We start from the raw sequence: 17,386 nt of genomic DNA, 5'->3' as shown, positions 1-17,386 counted from the left end.
ACGTCCACCGCCTTCCCAGCCACTTCACGCACGCAGGAACTGCGAAAGCGCGTCGTCGAACGCCTGCGGCGCTTCGAGATTGGAGAGGTGGGAGGCGGGCACCTCGGCGAGCTTCGCGCCGGGAATATGCTGCTGCATGAACTGACCATCGGCCACAGTGGTGACCGGATCGGCGCTGCCCGCGACGATCAGCGTGGGCACGGAAATGCTGCCGATGCGGTCACGCAGATCGGCACCTGCGAGCGCATCGCAGCAACCGGCGTAGCCCTGCGGATCGACGGCGGCGATCCACGACTGCGAGCGCTGCACCACGGCAGGCTGCGCGGCAATGAAGGCCTCGGTGAACCAGCGCGAGGGCGACGAATCCGCAAGCTCGCGCATCGCGGCCTTGCCCTTTTCGCGCACCATGGCGGAGCGGGTGTTCCAGCCATCTGGTGTGCCGATCTTGGCGGCGCTGTTGCACACGGCGATGCTGCGCATGCGGGATGCGGCGTTCACACCCAGCCACAAGCCGGTGAAGCCACCCATCGAGATGCCGCAGAAATGCGCGCGTTCGATCTTGAGCGCATCGAGAATCGCGATCACGTCCGCGCCCAGCAGATCAAAGCTGTAGGCACCGGGCGACACCACACTGCCGCCATGGCCGCGCGTGTCGTAGCGCACCACGCGGAAGTCCTTCGCGAACTTCGCGGCTTGCGCGTCCCACATCTCGAGCGTGGTGCCCAGCGAGTTGGAGAACACCAGCGCAGGAGCGTCCTGCGGACCCTCCACGCGAACGCGGAGATTGCCGCCTTGGGTGGCGATGAATTGTTCGTTGCTCACTATCTCATTCCTTCCATCGCAGCGCGCATGCAGTCATGCACACGCTCTGCGTTTTTCTCCCTCGGCCACAGACGGGCAAGGGAAAAATGTCCATCACACTTTTTCCAGAATCACCGCAATGCCCTGGCCCACGCCGATGCACATCGTGCACAGCGCGTAGCGACCGCCGAGCGTGTGCAGCTGGTTCACAGCCGTCGTCGCGAGACGCGCGCCCGATGCGCCGAGCGGGTGGCCCAGAGCGATGGCGCCGCCCCACTGGTTCACGCGCTTGTCGTTGTCGGCGATGCCGAGGTCGCGCAGCACGGCGAGGCCCTGTGCGGCGAAGGCTTCGTTCAGCTCGATCACATCCATCTGGTCGAGCGTGAGGCCGGTCAGCGCCAGCACCTTGCGCACGGCAGGCGCGGGGCCGAAGCCCATGATGCGCGGAGCCACGCCAGCCGTGGCCATGCCGACCACGCGGGCCTTGGGCACGAGGCTGTATTTCTTGGCCGCTTCTTCGTTGGCGAGCAGCAGCGCGCAGGCACCGTCATTCACGCCGGAGGCATTACCTGCGGTCACCGAACCATCGGGGCGCACCACGCCCTTCAACTTGGCGAGCGCTTCGAGCGTCGTCGCGCGCGGGTGTTCGTCCTGGCTCACGATGAGCGGATCGCCCTTCTTCTGGGCGAGCGACACCGGCACGATTTCCTTGGCGAGGTAGCCTGCGGCGATGGCGGCAGCGGCCTTCTGCTGCGAGGCCAGTGCCATGCGGTCCTGCGCGTCGCGCTCGATCTTGAAATCGTCGGCCACGTTCTCTGCGGTTTCCGGCATGGAGTCCACGCCGTACTGCTGCTTCATCAGCTTGTTCACGAAGCGCCAGCCGATGGTCGTGTCGTACACCGCGTTGTTGCGGCTGAAGGCGGACTCGGCCTTGGGCATGACGAAGGGTGCACGGCTCATGCTTTCCACACCACCGGCGATCATCAGACCCGCCTCGCCCGACTTGATGGCGCGCGCGGCGGTACCTACGGCGTCAAGGCCCGAACCGCACAGGCGGTTCACGGTCGAACCCGGCACCTCGACCGGCAGACCTGCGAGCAGCGAGGACATGTGGGCGACGTTGCGGTTGTCTTCACCGGCCTGGTTGGCGCAGCCGTAGATCACGTCGGTGACGGCCTTCCAGTCGACGTTGGGATTGCGCTCCATGAGCGCCTTGATCGGCAGCGCTCCGAGGTCATCGGTACGCACGCCCGCAAGCGCGCCGCCGTAGCGGCCGAAGGGAGTGCGGATGGCGTCGCAGATGAAAGCTTGGGTGGTCATTGTTCAGTGTCTCCGTTGAATGATGGATGCAATACGTTCGAATACGTGCGGCTCAGGCTGCCTTGATCGGCAGGCCCACCAGCTTCTCGAGTTCGGCGAGTTCCAGGCCGTCGACTTTGTCGATCAGCACGAGGCCCTCGTCCGTACACGCCAGCGTAGCAAGGTCGGTGTAGATGCGCTTGACGCAGCCGATGCCGGTCAGCGGATAGCTGCATTGCTTGACGATCTTGCTCTCGCCTTTCTTGGTGAGCAGGTCCATCATCACCCAGGTCTGCTTGGCGCCGATGGCCAGATCCATCGCACCGCCCACGGCCGGAATCGCGCCGGGCTCGCCGGTGCTCCAGTTGGCAAGGTCGCCGGTCTCGGACACCTGGAACGCGCCGAGCACGCAGATGTCGAGATGGCCGCCGCGCATCATCGAAAAGCTGTCGGCATGGTGGAAAAAAGCGCCGCCCGCGAGCAGCGTCACCGGCTGCTTTCCGGCATTGATCAAATCGTAGTCTTCCGCGCCCGCCGCGGGTGCCGGACCCATGCCGAGGATGCCGTTCTCGCTCTGCAGAATAACCTCGCGGCCTTCGGGAATGTGGTTGGCCACCAGCGTCGGCTGGCCGATGCCCAGATTCACATAGGCACCGTCATGGATGTCGCGTGCCACGCGGGCTGCCAGTTCGTCCTTGGAACGTTTTGTGTAGTTGCTCACGATGGTTTCCTTACTTCTTGAAGCCGCCAGCCTGTGTGGCCACACGCTCGATCTTCACGATCTTGCTCACGAAGATGCCCGGGGTGACGATGTTTTCGGGATCGAGCGCACCGAGCTCGACGATCTCGTGCACCGACGCGATCGTGCGCTTGGCCGCAGTCGCCATCACGGGACCGAAGTTGCGCGCCGCCTTGCGGTAAGTGAGGTTGCCCCAGCGGTCACCGGCCTCGGCCTTGATCAGCGCCACATCGCCGTGGATCGGGTACTCCAGCACGTACTGGCGACCGTTGATCTCGCGGGTTTCCTTGCCCTTGGCCAGCTCGGTGCCGAAGGACGTGGGACAGAAGAACGCACCCACACCTGCACCGGCCGCACGCAGGCGCTCGGCCAGATTGCCCTGGGCCACCAGCTCCAGCTCCAGCTTGCCGCTGCGGTACAGCTCGTCGAACACATAGCTGTCGGCTTGGCGCGGAAAGCTGCACAGAATCTTGCGCACCCGGCCCGCCTTGAGCAGCGCGGCGAGGCCCGCATCGCCGTTGCCCGCATTGTTGTTGACCACGGTGAGATCGCGCGCGCCCTGCTCGATCAGACCGTCGATGAGTTCACCGGGGATGCCGGCCGTGCCGAACCCGCCGATCAATACCGTGGCACCGTCCTGGATGCCTTGCAGGGCCTGAGCCACTGAGTCCGCAATCTTGTTGATCATGTCTTGAAGGGGATGGAGAGGTGGAAGAAAGTGCCGGACCAGCGCCCGACCGTGGAGTCTGAATCTCTGCATTATCGAATTTTGTTCGCATTAAGAACAAATGTTCGTATAATGAATTCTAGGCCGCAAAGCTGTTGCTCGACAATGGCAACCGCCTAGGGATAACCCTTGTAATCCGCTTGTCCTACAGGCAAATGACGAGAAAATTCATCCATGACAGCACCCACCCCCGGCGATACCTACGTCCAGTCCTTCGCCCGAGGGCTGGAAGTGATCCGCTCCTTCAACGCCAACGCGCCCGAACAGACCCTGAGTGAAGTGGCCGCCCAGACTGGCCTCACCCGCGCCGGAGCGCGGCGCATCCTGCTCACGCTGCAGACGCTGGGCTATGTGACGAGCGACGAGCGACATTTCCGCCTCACGCCCAAGATCCTCGACCTCGGCTTCGCCTATCTCACCTCCATGCCGATGTGGGACCTGGCCGAGCCGCTGATGGACCAGCTCGTGGAAAAGGTGCACGAGTCCTGCTCCACCGCCGTGCTCGATGATCTGGAGATCGTCTACGTGCTGCGCGTGCACACCCACAAGATCATGAGCACCAACCTCTCGGTCGGCTCACGTCTGCCCGCGTTCTGGACCTCGCTCGGCCGCGTGCTGCTCGCCGGACTGCCCGAAGACGACCTGCAAGACCGCCTCGCCCGCCTGCCACGCAAGCAATACACGCAATACACCGCGATGGACGACGCCACCCTCCTCACCCGCATCCGCGAAGCCCGCGAACAAGGCTGGTGCCTGCTCAACCAGGAGCTCGAAGAAGGCTTGACCTCCATCGCCGCCCCCATCAAAGACCGCGCAGGCAACATCATCGCCGCGCTCAACATCAGCGGGCAATCGAATCGGACCAGTGTGGAGATGATGAAAAACGAACTGCTGCCGCAGCTGCTGCAGACATCGCAGGCGATATCGCGATTGATGGTGACGCGGCGGAGGTGAGGAGATTCGCGACGCCATGATCAGGGCAGGGAGCTTCACCTGACAAGATTGCCCGTGTTGCAGCCGCTTGAAAGATCATTCAGTCTCGATCTTGACTGAATACAGATCAGACCAAGAGAAAGCAGAAAGGGCAAATCGATGCTTCGTAAATTGGCTGTTGTACAGCTTCTCTGCATCGTCGCGGTGGCTGCTGTCTGGTTCCTCGCCAAAACACAGGCATTGCTGGCGACACCGCCTCCACCACACTCAGACCTGCACGCCCATGAATGGGGATTCCAGTTGGTGGTGTTTGCTGTGTTCTGGTTGCCCATTGCGATGGTTGGTGCTACAGCGTTGGTCGGAGTCGAATATTTCGTGCTCCGTACGTATCAAGCGTGGCGAACCCAGCGCTTCAAATCTGAGTAGTCACGGGCTCCACTTTTGAGCCTGACCAAGGACCTTCGGGCCTCACCCGATTGCTCGCGAATTAAGCAGCCCATCACTTTCCCTTGCAAATCAGCCACTTACCTCCACCGTACAAGACTTGCCCAAGCTTATCCACAAGTCTGTCCGCAGCTGCATGGGATAACTGGTGCAGTGTTGCCCGTAAATTAAGCAGCGCATGCACATCCCTTAAAAATCAACCACTTGCGCTTACCGTACAGCACTAGTTCAGGCTTATCCACATGCTTGTCCAGCAAAACAAGGGATAAATCGAGGATTCATGCGAGGTTTTGCCGGAAAGCGCGGGTTGCCTGAAATTTGAGCAGTGCATGCCTGGATATCGCTCATTTTTTAGGCAGCGCATGCAAATCACTTTGAAATCAATGACTTGCATGCTCCATACAACTCTTGTTCACAGTTATCCACAAGCCTGTCCAACGCAGGCGGGCACAAGTCTGGCTCTGTTGTTCAAAAATTAAGCAAGTGATTGAAACTCCTTTCACATCAATCACTTGCATGGCTCATACAGCAGTTTTACCGGCTTATCCACACGCCTGTCCATCCAGAACAGGGATAACCGTGGACTTCTTCACAGGCTCACACAGTCCAGTCGCCACCGAGTGCGCGAATGAGGGCGATGGTGGCGGTGTATTGCGAGGTACGGACCTGCAGAGCTTGTCTGCGATTGCGCAGTTCGTTGCGGCGGGCGTCGAGGAGTTCGAGCTGGCTCACGAGGCCGTTGCGGTAGCGCACGTCGGACAGATGCGTGGCGCGCTCTGCAGATTGCACGGCCTGGCCCAGCACTTCCGCCTGACCCTGGAGCAAGCGCAAGGTGCCGAGCTGGTCCTCCACGTCGCGCAGTGCGGCGAGCACCTGACCACGTTGCTCGGCCAGCGCGACTTCGAGGCGGGCCTTGGCGCCCTCTTCCTGCGCGGCACGTTGGCCGCCGTCAAAGAGGGGCAGCGACAGCAGCGCGCCCAGGCCCCAGGATCTGGCGGACCACTTGAACAGATCGCCTAGATCGGGCGAGGCAAAGCCGCCGCTGCCGGTGAGCGAGATCGCCGGGAACCACGCGGCCTGCGCAACGCCCACGCGGGCCTGTGCGGCCAGCACATTGGCCTGCGCGGCGGACACGTCAGGTCTGCGGGCGAGCACCGAGGCGGGCACGCCGGCGGGGATCACGGGCAGGGCGATCTGGCTGGTCGCATCGGGCAGCGCGAAGCCGGTGGCGACGTCGCCGACCAGCACCGCGAGCGCGTGGGTCAACGTGGTCTGCTGCCGCTCTAGCGCCAAGGCTTCGGACTCGGTGGTAGAAACCTCGCTCTGCATGCGCACCACATCGAGCTCGGCCGCATCGCCCGCGCGGTGGCGGCGCTCGATGAGGCGCAGCGTGTCACGATAGGCTGCAAGGCTTTGCTGCACGAGCTGCCGCTCGGTCTGCAGCGAGCGCAGCTGCAGATAGGTCTGCGCCACATCGGCCTGCACCATGAGGCGCGTGCTCTGCAGCAGCGCAGCGCGCGATTGGGTATCTTGCCGCGCGGCCTCGCTGGCGTTGGAGAGGCGGCCGAACAGATCGACTTCGTATGACAGATTCAGGCCCGCTGTGTGCAGCGTGGCGGGCTGCATGCCGTTGGCCTTGTCGGCACCGGCCTGTCGCGCAACGCCGCCCGATGCGCCAAGCTGCGGCAGGCGCTGCGCGTCCGCCGAACGCAGCAGCGCACGCGCCTCGGCCAGGCGCGCTGCGGCCACGCGCACATCGCTGTTGACGCTCGCTGCACGCTCGACAAGCGCGGTCAGCTCGGCATCGGCGAATGCGCGCCACCATTCACCGCGCGGCTGGGCCTCGGCGGGGGCTGCGGTCGTCCACGAGGCTTGATCCTGCGGTGTGCTGAACTGGGCCGGAGGCGTCACGCCCGCCAGTGGCTCGACAGGTGGCAGCGCCGTCGCGCAACCAGCGAGCAGCAGCGCGGCGGCGAGCGGCGCGAGGGCCATACGGGACCAAGGGTTCAATTTGTTTGTCATGTTCTTCTCCCGGGGCTTCATTCGTCATGACCGCGCGGCGCAGCCAGCATGGGTTGTGCGGAGGCAGCGCCGGACGGCATGCCTGAAGCACCCTCAATCGGTGCAACATGCGCGCCGTGGTGTGCAAGCGGCCGGTTGCCCGCCAGCTTTCTGAGCAGCACGTAGAACACGGGCGTGAGGAACAGGCCGAAGGCCGTCACGCCGATCATTCCCGCGAACACCGCGATGCCCATGGCGCTGCGCATTTCTGCACCCGCGCCGGTCGACAGCACCAGTGGCAGCACGCCCATGATGAAAGCCATCGAGGTCATCAGAATCGGGCGCAGGCGCAGACGGCTCGCTTCAATCGCGGCCTGCACCGGAGTGCGACCCACGAACTCCAGCTCGCGCGCGAACTCTACGATCAGGATCGCGTTCTTCGCGGACAGCCCCACGAGCACCACCAGCCCGATCTGCGTGAACACGTTGTTGTCCCCGTGCGAGAGCCACACGCCGGTCATTGCGGCGAGCAGGCCCATGGGCACGATGAGCACGATGGCGAGCGGCAGCGTCAGGCTTTCGTACTGCGCGGCCAGCACCAGAAACACCAGCAGGATGGCGAGCGGAAACACCAGCAGCGCGGAGTTGCCTGCGAGGATTTCCTGATAGGTCAGCTCGGTCCATTCAAAGCCGATGCCCTGCGGCAGGGTCTCGGCGGCAATGCGCTCGACAGCGTCGCGTGCCTGACCGGAAGAGAAGCCCGGTGCAGGCCCGCCGTTCACATCTGCCGAAAGAAAGCCGTTGTAGCGCATCGCGCGCTCGGGGCCAAAGCTGGGCTCGATCTTCATGAGCGCCGAGAGTGGCACCATCTCGCCCGTGATCGAGCGCACCTTGAGCTGCGCAACGTCTTCGGCCTTGGCGCGGTAGGCCGCATCGGCCTGCACGCGCACGCTGTAGGTGCGGCCAAACTGGTTGAAGTCGTTCGCATACAGGCTGCCCAGATAGATCTGCAACGTCTCGAAGATATCCGTCACCGGCACGCCGAGCTGGCGCGCCTTGGTGCGGTCGATGTTGGCATAGAGCTGCGGCACGTTGACCTGCCAGCTCGTGAACAGCCCCGTGAGTTCCGGCGTCTGATACGCCTTGGCCATGAAAGCCTTGACCGCCGCGTCCATGGCCTCGTAGCCCAGCGATGCACGGTCTTCGACCTGCAACTTGAAGCCGCCCGTCGTGCCCAAGCCTGCCACCGGCGGTGGTGGAAACATGGCGATGAAGGCTTCCTGAATCTCACCGAAGGCCTGATTCAGCTGACCCGCGACTGCGCCGCCACTCTGATCCGCTTGCTTGCGCTCCGCAAAAGGCTTCAAGGTGACGAACACGATACCCGAGTTGGAGCTGTTGGTGAAGCCGTTGATCGACAGACCGGGGAACGCAATCGCATCCTCCACGTTCGGGTTCTTCTTGACGATCTCGCCCATGCGGCGGATCACGTCGTCGGTGCGGTCCAGCGTGGCGCCATCGGGTAGCTGCGCGAAGCCGACGAGGTATTGCTTGTCCTGCGCGGGCACAAAGCCGCCGGGCACGAGGTGGAACAGCCCCCAGGTCGCGCCGACCAGCGCCAGATAGACCGCGAACATGCCGGCCTTGTGGCCGATCACGCGGCGCACGCCTCCGCTGTAGGCCTCGGAGCCGCGATGGAACACCGCGTTGAAGCGCTTGAAGAAGCCACCGAACACGCTGTCCATGCCGCGCGTGAGCGCATCCTTGGGCTCGTGGTGGCCCTTGAGCAGCAGCGCGGCCAACGCGGGCGAGAGCGTGAGCGAGTTGATCGCCGAGATCACCGTGGAGATCGCAATCGTCACCGCGAACTGGCGATAGAACTGGCCCGTCAACCCGCTGATGAAGGCGAGCGGAACGAACACCGCCACCAGGACCAGCGCAATCGCGATGATCGGGCCGGAGACCTCCCGCATCGCGCGGTAGGTGGCCTCGCGCGGAGTGAGGCCCGCCTCGATGTTGCGCTCGACGTTCTCGACCACCACGATGGCGTCGTCCACCACGATGCCGATGGCCAGCACGAGTCCAAACAGACTGAGCGCGTTGATCGAAAAGCCCAGCAGATGCAGCACGGCAAATGTGCCCACCACCGACACCGGCACTGCCAGCAACGGAATGATGGAGGCGCGCCAGGTCTGCAGGAACAGGATCACCACGATCACCACCAGCGCGATGGCTTCGATGAGCGTGTGCACCACCGAATCGATAGAGGCGCGCACGAACTGCGTGGGGTCGTAGGCGATGCGGTACTCCACGCCCTCGGGCATATTGCGGTTGAGCTCGTCCATGGTCTTGCGCACGTTCGCGGAGATCTCGAGCGCATTCGATCCGGGCGCCTGGAACACGCCCATGCCGACGGCGGGCTCGTTGTTGAGCAGCGAGCGCAGCGAATAGTCCGCCGCGCCCAGTTCGAGCCGCGCCACATCGCGCAGCCGCGTTACCGCGCCATCGGCACCGGTCTTCACGATGATGTCGCCGAACTCCTCGGTGGTGGAAAGGCGGCCCTGTGCATTGAGCGAGAGCTGCATGTCCACGCCGGGCAGACCGGGCGATGCGCCCACAACCCCGGCAGCAGCCTGCACGTTCTGGCCACGGATCGCCGCGACCACGTCGCTCGCCGAGAGGCCGCGCTGTGCGACCTTCTGCGGGTCGAGCCAGGCGCGCATCGAATAGTCACCACCGCCGAAGATCTGCACCTGACCCACGCCGGTAATGCGCGCAAGGCGGTCCTTCACGTTGAGCACGGCATAGTTGCGCAAATAGTCGATGTCATAGCGGCCGTTGGGCGAAACCATGTGCACCACCATCGTGATGTCGGGCGCGCTCTTCACCGTGGTCACGCCGAGGCGGCGCACCTCTTCAGGCAGGCGCGGCTCGGCCTGCGACACGCGGTTCTGCACAAGCTGCTGCGCCTTGTCGGGATCGGTGCCGAGCTTGAAGGTGACGGTAAGCGTCATCACGCCATCGGTCGTCGCCTGGCTGCCCATGTAGAGCATGCCTTCCGCGCCGTTGATCGACTCCTCGAGCGGCGTGGCCACGGTCTCGGCGATCACCTTGGGGCTCGCGCCCGGATACTGCGCACGCACCACCACCGAAGGCGGCACGACCTCGGGGTATTCCGAGATCGGCAGCGCGCGCATGGCGATCAGGCCGGAGAGAAAGATGAGCACCGACAGCACGCCCGCAAAGATCGGACGGTCGATGAAAAATCGGGAGAGGTTCATAGTCTGTTCTTCTTGTTGGATGGGTTGCTCAGGCGATCGGCTTCTTCACCGTTGGCTCGCTACCTGCGAGTTCGGATTTCGCCTGCATCGGCACCGCCTGCGGCGCGACTACCACGCCCGGACGCACGCGCTGCAGGCCATTGACGACGATGCGCTCACCCGCCTTCAGCCCGTCCGTGACCATGCGCAGGCCGTCGACGGGCGCGCCGAGCTGCACCTCGCGGTACTCGACCTTGTCGCCTTCGCCAACCACCAGCACGTACTTTTTGCTCTGATCTGTGCCCACCGCTCGCTCGTTGATGAGCAGCGCCTGCTGGCTGCGCGGCTGCCCCATGCGGATGCGCGCAAACTGACCCGCCATGAGCGCTCCATCGACGTTGTCGAACACCGCGCGCACGCGCACCGTTCCGCTCTTCGCATCGACCTGGTTGTCGATGAGCTGCAGATGGCCGGTGTACGGCGTGGCGCCGCTGGTGCCCACGCCCATCTGCACGGGAATGCTCTCGATCAGTGCCCGGGCGCTCTTGCCACTCGCAAGGCCTTGCAACGCGTTGGTGACGATCTGCTCGTCGGCATCGAAGCTCGCGTACATCGGATTCACCGAGACCAGCGTGGTCAGCACCGGAGCGCCAGCCCCTGCGCTCACCAGATTGCCGACGGTGACATCGATACGCCCCACCTTGCCCGCGACCGACGCACGCACCTGGGTATAGCCGAGGTTGAGCTTGGCGGTCTGCAGCGCGGCCTGTGCGGCCTGCAGATTCGCGTCGGCTTCGCGCTGCGCGTTGATGCGCTCATCAAGTTCCTTCTGCGCAATCGCGCGCTCGTCCCAGAGCCGTGCGGCGCGCTCGGCCTCGCTCTGCGCGTAGCTGGTGCGCGCTCTTGCGGCGACGACCTGTGCCTGCGCGCGATCCACTTCCACGGAGAAAGGCGCAGGGTCCACGGTAAACAGCAAATCGCCAGCCTTCACCAACGCGCCTTCCTTGAAGTGCACGGACTGCAGCGCCCCGGCCACGCGTGGGCGCACATCGACGCGCTGCACGGCTTCGAGCCGGCCTGAGAACTCGTCCCACAGGCTCACGTCCTTCTGCAGCACCTCGGCCACTGACACCGGCACAGCGGGTGCCGGTGCAGTGCTTTCGGCGGGCGCATTCGCATGCGAGCTCTGCAGTCCGAAGACCGTGCCGCCCGCAGCCGCAATGGCTGCAGCGGCGCCAATCACGGTCCACCAGCGACGTTGCGAAGAAGCCCGGGCGACGGGGTTGTGTGGATTGTTCATGATGTATTCCTCGGAAAAATGGTGGTTCGCGCGGCAACAGAAATCCCCTGCGGCTGGCAAGAGCCGACAGTCGATCCTTGCCCCGCACGGGCAATGGTTTTCAGGTTTGGTTGTCGTGGTGAGTCGGCTCAGCGTGCCATGCGTCCAGCACCGTTCCTCACCACATGGAACGGCCGCGCATGACAGCGTCGATTCAATCGGTCGATGAAATCAGGAGGTTGTGTGACATCGTGAAGCCTCGAAAAAAAGCTGCAGTTGTTCCTGCACCTGCAAAGCGCAGGGGCAGGCCTCGGGAGCGGGAGCAAGCAGTGCATCGGGCCACTGCCTTGCGTCGTCGAACGCGTGCTGCTGCACCATGAGCCCGGCGCCCTTTAATCGCGCCGCATAGGCCAGCGCTTCGTCGCGCATCGGGTCGCCCTCTCCCACCAGAACCAACGTGGGCGGCAAACCCACAAGCCGCTGGGCCATCGCCGGCACTGCATAGGGATGCACCGCTTCGTAGGTGCAACCCAGATACTTGTGCCAGCCCTGCGCCCACTTGCAATCCGTGGCCTCGCCCGTCACGGCGCGCAGCGACGCCGTGCCCGCGCATGGGTTGAGCATGGGCGAAATGAGAATCTGACCGGCCAGCGGCGGATGGTGTTGATCACGTGCCATGAGGCACACACCGGCCGCCAGATTGCCGCCCGCCTCCTCGCCTGCCACATACAGCGGCGCGCCCTTGCCCGCCAGCTTGGTACGGTGCTTGAAGCCCCACTGCAGCACCTCGTATCCGATCTCCAATGGACGCGGAAACGGGTGCTCGGTAGCGAGCGGATAAGCGACCGATAGCACACGCGCACCCACGGCCTGCAACAGACCGGCAACGGTGCAGCCGCTGTCCAGATCACCATCGACAAAAGCACCACCGTGAAAATGCAGCACGAGCGGAATGCTCGTGCCCGCCGCTGGCTTGTCGCCATAGACGCGCACGGTCACGCCTTCGCCCGACGCCATCGGAACGACGGTATCGGTGAAATTCGCTGGCGGTGTGATGCTGGATGCTGGCTTGCTGGTTGACATGGTGTGCCTCACTCGACTGGAGTGCTTTGGGCAGGTTGAACTGTATGACCTGAGATCCTACCCATCAATCCCCAATCCGTGGCCGCACTGTTTCCAAAAGCCGAACAATCGAAGTGCACAACGCGTGTGAGAATCCAGCCCATGGATCAGATACAGGCAATGCGCATCTTCGCGCGCGTGGTGGAAGCGGGCACGTTCACACTCGCCGCCGACACGCTGCAGCTGCCCAAGGCCACCGTCACCAAGCATGTGCAGGGGCTCGAGGACCGACTCAAGGTCAAACTGCTCAACCGCACCACCCGCCGCGTGACCGTGACCACGGACGGCGCGGCCTACTACGACCGTGCCGTGCGCGTGCTGGCCGATTTCGACGAGCTGGAAGCCAGCATGAGCCAGGTGCGCTCCGCGCCGCGCGGCAAGCTGCGCGTGGACGTGGGCACCTCGATTGCGCGGCTGCTCATCATTCCGCATCTGACGAAGTTCCAGGAGCGCTTTCCCGACATCCAGATCGACCTCGGTGTGAGCGACCGCCCAGTGGACCTCATCGGCGACAACGTCGATTGCGTGATCCGCGGCGGCGAGCTCACCGACCAGTCGCTGGTTGCGCGGCGCGTCGGCAATCTGGATTTCATCACCCTGGCATCACCCGCCTACCTTGCTCGCCACGGCACGCCGCAGCACCCCCGCGACCTCGAAAGCGGCCACAACAATCTGATCTATTTCTCGCCGATTGCGGTACGCCGCTATCCGCTCGACTTCCACCGCGACGGCGAGATCATCGAGATCACGGGCCCGTCGTCGCTGGCCGTCAATGAATCCAACGCCTACACCAGCGCGCTGCTAGCGGGCCAGGGCGTGGGACAAATCACCACCTTTCAGGCGCGCGGTCTGCTCGAGAGCGGGGAGCTGGTTCAGATACTTCCAGAATGGTCCCAGCCGCTGCTGCCGGTGTACGTGGTCTATCCGCCCAACTCGCATCTGAGCGCCAAGGTGCGCGCTTTCGTGGACTGGGTGGTGGAACTGTTCGCTGCGGATCCTCTGCTGCAGCGGCGCTAAGAGTGTGTTTACGATCTCAGCGCGAGCATTTGCAACGCTGCTGCCCCCCAGAGGCCGCGCCTGCAAGACCGCGTAGAGATCGTAACCACGCTCTAAACCAAAGCTCCACACACCGGCAAGGCCCTTGCCTCTCGTGCTACCCTGCCCGCCATCATGTTCAACCCGTCCCAAGCCGATGTGCGCCGCTTTTTCTGTGGTGCATATGCCAAGCAACAAGCGAATCAGCCCATGGAAGCCATCGAAACGCTGGCTGCTCTGTGGATCGACGAGCACCCTGAATACCGTGAAGAGCTGCTGGATGCCGAAGCGGCCGTGAAGCGCAACTACGACGAAACGCCGGATCGCACGAATCCGTTTCTGCATCTGTCGATGCACCTGTCGATCAGCGAGCAATGCAGCATCGACCAGCCACGCGGCATCCGCCAGGCGGTGGAGCTGCTGTCCAAGCGCCTTGATTCACTGCACGACGCACACCACGCCGCGATGGAATGCCTCGGCACCATGCTGTGGGAAAGCCAGCGCTCGGGCCGTCCTCCAGACGGCGAGGCCTATGTGGCGGCGGTTCAGCGCCGCGCAACCAAAGACTGACGGTTCAAAAGCGGAGCTGCAACCAACCTTTGCGGCCGCCGAGCTCGATGGGACGCGGGCGTTCGCGCTCCTGTGGCAGTTGGCCACAGACTAGCATGTCGCATGACACCATCGTCGACAAACGCGTCGCGCGCGTGCTCAGGGCCCAGTTGTCGATCCAGTGGTTGCGTGTGGCGCCGATCACGATCAGGTCGGCGCCCGAGCGCTGCTGCTGCACCATGATCTGGCGCGTCACATCGCGCGTGCCGTTCTGGCTGTCCACGCGGTTGCGGCGGGCGTCGTCAGCATCCTTGATGCGCAGGCGGCGCTGCTCCGCCGTCTCGCGCTTGAGCTCGTCGCGCAACTGCTCGAGCACTTCGAACTCCTGCTCTTCCTCGACACCGGATGTGCCGGCATCGCGCGGCTGAAACAGATCAACCGCCGTGCTGCGCTGCAGGCCGGCCGCGAAATGCAGTACATCACGTGCGCGCTGCGTGCCGTCTACGGCCACGAGCATGCGCGAGTACGCACCACTGGCGGCACTGGCCAACTCTTCGATATGGGTGGGAGCCTGTTGCACGATGAGCACCGGGCACGGGCTGTGGCGCAGGCAGTGCGCGAGCGCGGCGCCGCGCCAGGGTTTGTTCCATTGGCGCTCGTCGCGCCGGTCCAGCACCAGCAAATCAGCGCCGCTAGCCACGGCCATCGCACGCTCGGCGATGCCGTGGTAGCCGTCAAACTCGCGCGCGATCACGTCGATCCCATGGCGACGCGCCAGCTGACGGGCACGCTGCTCAAGCCGCGCCTGCGGGCTCACGAAGCGCGGGTCCTGCTCGTCTGCCGCATAGACGAGCCACAGCACCGCCTGGTGTTCAGCCGCCAGCAACGCGGCCCGGTCCAACGCCTGTTCGGCCTGGGTCGAAAAATCGGTCAATGCAGCAATGGTCTGGATACGCATACTCGTCCCTCCTTCAGGAAATCGGCCTGCCTTGTCGATGCCAATTGACGCATTTCTCAGGCAAGTCCATGAAGACTGTCCGTACCACAAGGGAGATAGTCATCTCACCTATAGATTCCGCGTCATCATTGAATACGACTGTTCACCTCCGGCGCCCGGAGTTGAATGAGGGGCAACCCTGTATGTGTGTTTCTTGACACACGTAAAGACGCACCCCAGCCGGTCACAAAACAGCAACCGATGAAAGATGAACAGGGGAATGAGGCCCGGCGGTCGGGCAAAACGAAAGCGTCAGAAACCGTCGGACTCAGAAATCCGAAGCCAGTGCTGCTGGTCTCAGAACACCCATCCTTTGCGATTCGCGCACGCGCATCCGGCGGATCGCAGGCCACTGAGGCTGCGGCGCGGAGGTCGTGGGATGAGAGAGAGGGCGAATCATGCGGCCGATTCTAGGCACACGCGCGCAATCGGGCTGCAATGCGCATGGATACCGCACCAAAGCTTGCCAGAATGAAACTACTGCACGCACTGCTCAAAAACAGAAGGCCTGCGATTCCACAGGAACCGCAGGCCTTCATGCGAGCGTTTGGAGGGTCAGCGAAAGCGCGACTCGGGCACCGTCTGGAGTTCGCTTGGCAGCGAGCTGATGTAGCCCGCCAGCTCCTTGAGCTCGGCATTCGTGAACTGCTTGGCCATGCCCGCCATGATGGCGTTGGTGCGGCCGCCGAGCGGGTTGGCCTCGGCCTTGTACGAACGCAGCGCGGAGTACAGGTAGTCCTTGTGTTGCCCAGCCAGCTTGGGGTAGGAAGGGTCAACGGCCTTGGAGAAGTTGTCGCCATGGCAGGACACGCAGGCCCCCTTCTGCAGCAGTTGCGCCACCTGCGCGCTCGGCTCGCGGGCCTTGGCCGGCACGGGTTGCGGGTCCTTGGTGTGGGTCGAGTAGAACGCAGCCACGTCGGCCATGTCCTGCTCGGAGAGCGAGTCGGCGATGCCGCGCATGGTCGGGTGCTTGCGCTCGCCCTTCTTGTATTCGGTCAGCGCGTTGACGATGTACTTCGCGCTCTGGCCCGAGATCATCGGCACGCGGTACACCTCGGGAAAAGTGGCTTGATAGCCAACGATGCCATGGCAGCCGATGCACATGGCAATCTTGCCTTCACCGGCTTTCGCATCTCCCTTGATCTCCTGGGCTTGAACAAGGCCCGTCGCGCACGCGACAACCAAGCCGAATATCGTGGTAAACGTTCTTTTCATTTTCCGCGCACAATCTATGTTGAGTGAGTTGTCCCAGCCTCTTGTAGGCGCTCTACCTAAGGGTTTTGCGATTATAGCCAGCCCCTGTCAAGCATATTCATCAACGATTTCCCTCAATTACGGCCCATGAAATTCCAAGGTTCACAGAATTACGTCGCCACTCAGGATTTGAAACTCGCTGTGAATGCAGCGATGGCGCTGCAAAGGCCATTGCTCGTCAAGGGCGAACCCGGTACCGGCAAAACCATGCTGGCCGAGGAAGTCGCCAGCGAATTGAATCTGCCATTGTTGCAATGGCACATCAAATCCACAACCAAGGCCCAGCAGGGTTTATACGAATATGACGCGGTAAGCCGTCTGCGTGACAGCCAATTGGGCGACGCGGAAAGCAGCGAGCGCGTCAAAGATATTCGCAATTACATTGTTCAAGGCGTGCTCTGGCAGGCATTCACGGCGGATGAACCGGTAGCGCTTCTGATCGATGAAATCGACAAGGCGGATATCGAGTTTCCAAACGACCTTCTGCGCGAACTCGACCGCATGGAGTTCTACTGCTACGAAACGCGCGAGCTGATCAAAGCCAAGCACCGTCCGCTGGTGTTCATCACCTCGAACAACGAGAAGGAACTGCCCGACGCGTTCCTGCGCCGCTGCTTCTTCCACTACATCAAGTTCCCCGACGCGGACACCATGCGCCAGATCGTGCATGTGCACTTTCCCACGCTCAAGGCCGAACTGCTCACGGTGGCGATGAAAACCTTCTACGACATCCGTAACCTGCCGGGTCTCAAGAAGAAGCCCTCGACCAGCGAGCTGATCGACTGGCTCAAGCTGCTCGTCGCCGAGGAGATTCCGATGGAAGCGCTGCAAAGTGCCGACAACAAGGTGAGCGTGCCGCCACTGGTGGGCGCACTGCTCAAGAACGAGCAGGACGTGAGCCTGTTCGAGAAGCTGGTGTTCATGAACCAGCGCAACCGTTGACGAC

At 63.2% G+C, this 17,386-nt stretch carries 15 protein-coding genes; 5 read left to right on the top strand and 10 right to left on the bottom strand.

Annotation, left to right across the window (positions count from 1 at the left end; genetic code table 11):
- Positions 1-24: 24 nt before the first annotated feature.
- From pcaD to G7047_RS28600, 4 genes are all read right to left on the bottom strand, one after another.
- Positions 25-825 (bottom strand): 3-oxoadipate enol-lactonase, encoded by an 801-nt coding sequence (gene pcaD / locus G7047_RS28615; protein ID WP_166312310.1) that lies wholly within the window; start codon positions 823-825, stop codon positions 25-27.
- Between the two features lie 90 nt (positions 826-915).
- Complete coding sequence (pcaF, locus tag G7047_RS28610; protein ID WP_166311670.1) at positions 916-2,121, bottom strand: 3-oxoadipyl-CoA thiolase; 1,206 nt, start codon at positions 2,119-2,121, stop codon at positions 916-918.
- 52 nt (positions 2,122-2,173) lie between these two features.
- Complete coding sequence (locus tag G7047_RS28605) at positions 2,174-2,821, bottom strand: 3-oxoacid CoA-transferase subunit B (RefSeq protein WP_166311669.1); 648 nt, start codon at positions 2,819-2,821, stop codon at positions 2,174-2,176.
- Between the two features lie 10 nt (positions 2,822-2,831).
- Entirely contained in the window at positions 2,832-3,527 is a 696-nt protein-coding gene (locus G7047_RS28600; protein WP_166311668.1) for a 3-oxoacid CoA-transferase subunit A, read from the bottom strand.
- 213 nt (positions 3,528-3,740) lie between these two features.
- Between G7047_RS28600 and G7047_RS28595 the strand changes: the two genes are divergently transcribed.
- On the top strand, positions 3,741-4,520 hold the full coding sequence (locus G7047_RS28595) for an IclR family transcriptional regulator C-terminal domain-containing protein (protein ID WP_166311667.1): 780 nt from the start codon (positions 3,741-3,743) through the stop codon (positions 4,518-4,520).
- Positions 4,521-4,658: 138 nt separating this feature from the next.
- Positions 4,659-4,925, top strand: coding sequence for a hypothetical protein (locus G7047_RS28590; RefSeq protein WP_166311666.1), 267 nt, complete (start codon positions 4,659-4,661; stop codon positions 4,923-4,925).
- 615 nt (positions 4,926-5,540) lie between these two features.
- Here the strand turns inward: G7047_RS28590 and G7047_RS28585 are convergent.
- The 4 genes from G7047_RS28585 to G7047_RS28570 all read right to left on the bottom strand — a co-directional run bounded on the left by G7047_RS28585 (position 5,541) and on the right by G7047_RS28570 (position 12,566).
- The gene (locus tag G7047_RS28585) at positions 5,541-6,965 is read right to left on the bottom strand and encodes an efflux transporter outer membrane subunit (RefSeq protein WP_166311665.1); all 1,425 of its coding nucleotides are present in this window, start codon (positions 6,963-6,965) and stop codon (positions 5,541-5,543) included.
- 17 nt (positions 6,966-6,982) lie between these two features.
- The gene (locus tag G7047_RS28580; protein WP_166311664.1) at positions 6,983-10,225 is read right to left on the bottom strand and encodes an efflux RND transporter permease subunit; all 3,243 of its coding nucleotides are present in this window, start codon (positions 10,223-10,225) and stop codon (positions 6,983-6,985) included.
- A 28-nt stretch (positions 10,226-10,253) separates the two neighbouring features.
- Complete coding sequence (locus G7047_RS28575) at positions 10,254-11,504, bottom strand: efflux RND transporter periplasmic adaptor subunit (protein WP_166311663.1); 1,251 nt, start codon at positions 11,502-11,504, stop codon at positions 10,254-10,256.
- Positions 11,505-11,714: 210 nt separating this feature from the next.
- On the bottom strand, positions 11,715-12,566 hold the full coding sequence (locus G7047_RS28570) for an alpha/beta hydrolase (RefSeq protein WP_166311662.1): 852 nt from the start codon (positions 12,564-12,566) through the stop codon (positions 11,715-11,717).
- A gap of 141 nt (positions 12,567-12,707) precedes the next feature.
- On the opposite strand from G7047_RS28570, the gene G7047_RS28565 reads away from it, so the two are divergent.
- Together G7047_RS28565 and G7047_RS28560 are read left to right on the top strand one after the other, a co-directional pair.
- Entirely contained in the window at positions 12,708-13,622 is a 915-nt protein-coding gene (locus G7047_RS28565; RefSeq protein ID WP_166311661.1) for a LysR family transcriptional regulator, read from the top strand.
- 153 nt (positions 13,623-13,775) lie between these two features.
- Entirely contained in the window at positions 13,776-14,210 is a 435-nt protein-coding gene (locus G7047_RS28560; protein ID WP_166311660.1) for a DUF1841 family protein, read from the top strand.
- Between the two features lie 4 nt (positions 14,211-14,214).
- Here G7047_RS28560 and G7047_RS28555 read toward each other — a convergent pair whose 3' ends face one another.
- Together G7047_RS28555 and G7047_RS28550 are read right to left on the bottom strand one after the other, a co-directional pair.
- The gene (locus tag G7047_RS28555) at positions 14,215-15,147 is read right to left on the bottom strand and encodes a universal stress protein (RefSeq protein ID WP_166311659.1); all 933 of its coding nucleotides are present in this window, start codon (positions 15,145-15,147) and stop codon (positions 14,215-14,217) included.
- A 594-nt stretch (positions 15,148-15,741) separates the two neighbouring features.
- On the bottom strand, positions 15,742-16,401 hold the full coding sequence (locus G7047_RS28550; RefSeq protein WP_166311658.1) for a cytochrome c: 660 nt from the start codon (positions 16,399-16,401) through the stop codon (positions 15,742-15,744).
- Positions 16,402-16,527: 126 nt separating this feature from the next.
- Between G7047_RS28550 and G7047_RS28545 the strand changes: the two genes are divergently transcribed.
- Positions 16,528-17,382, top strand: a complete 855-nt coding sequence (locus G7047_RS28545) for a MoxR family ATPase (RefSeq protein ID WP_166311657.1) — start codon at positions 16,528-16,530, stop codon at positions 17,380-17,382.
- Positions 17,383-17,386 lie beyond the last annotated feature (4 nt).

The organism is Diaphorobacter sp. HDW4A, assembly GCF_011305995.1.
In the GTDB taxonomy this organism is placed as follows: domain Bacteria; phylum Pseudomonadota; class Gammaproteobacteria; order Burkholderiales; family Burkholderiaceae_C; genus Diaphorobacter_A.
This window is presented reverse-complemented; position numbering and strand designations above follow the sequence as displayed.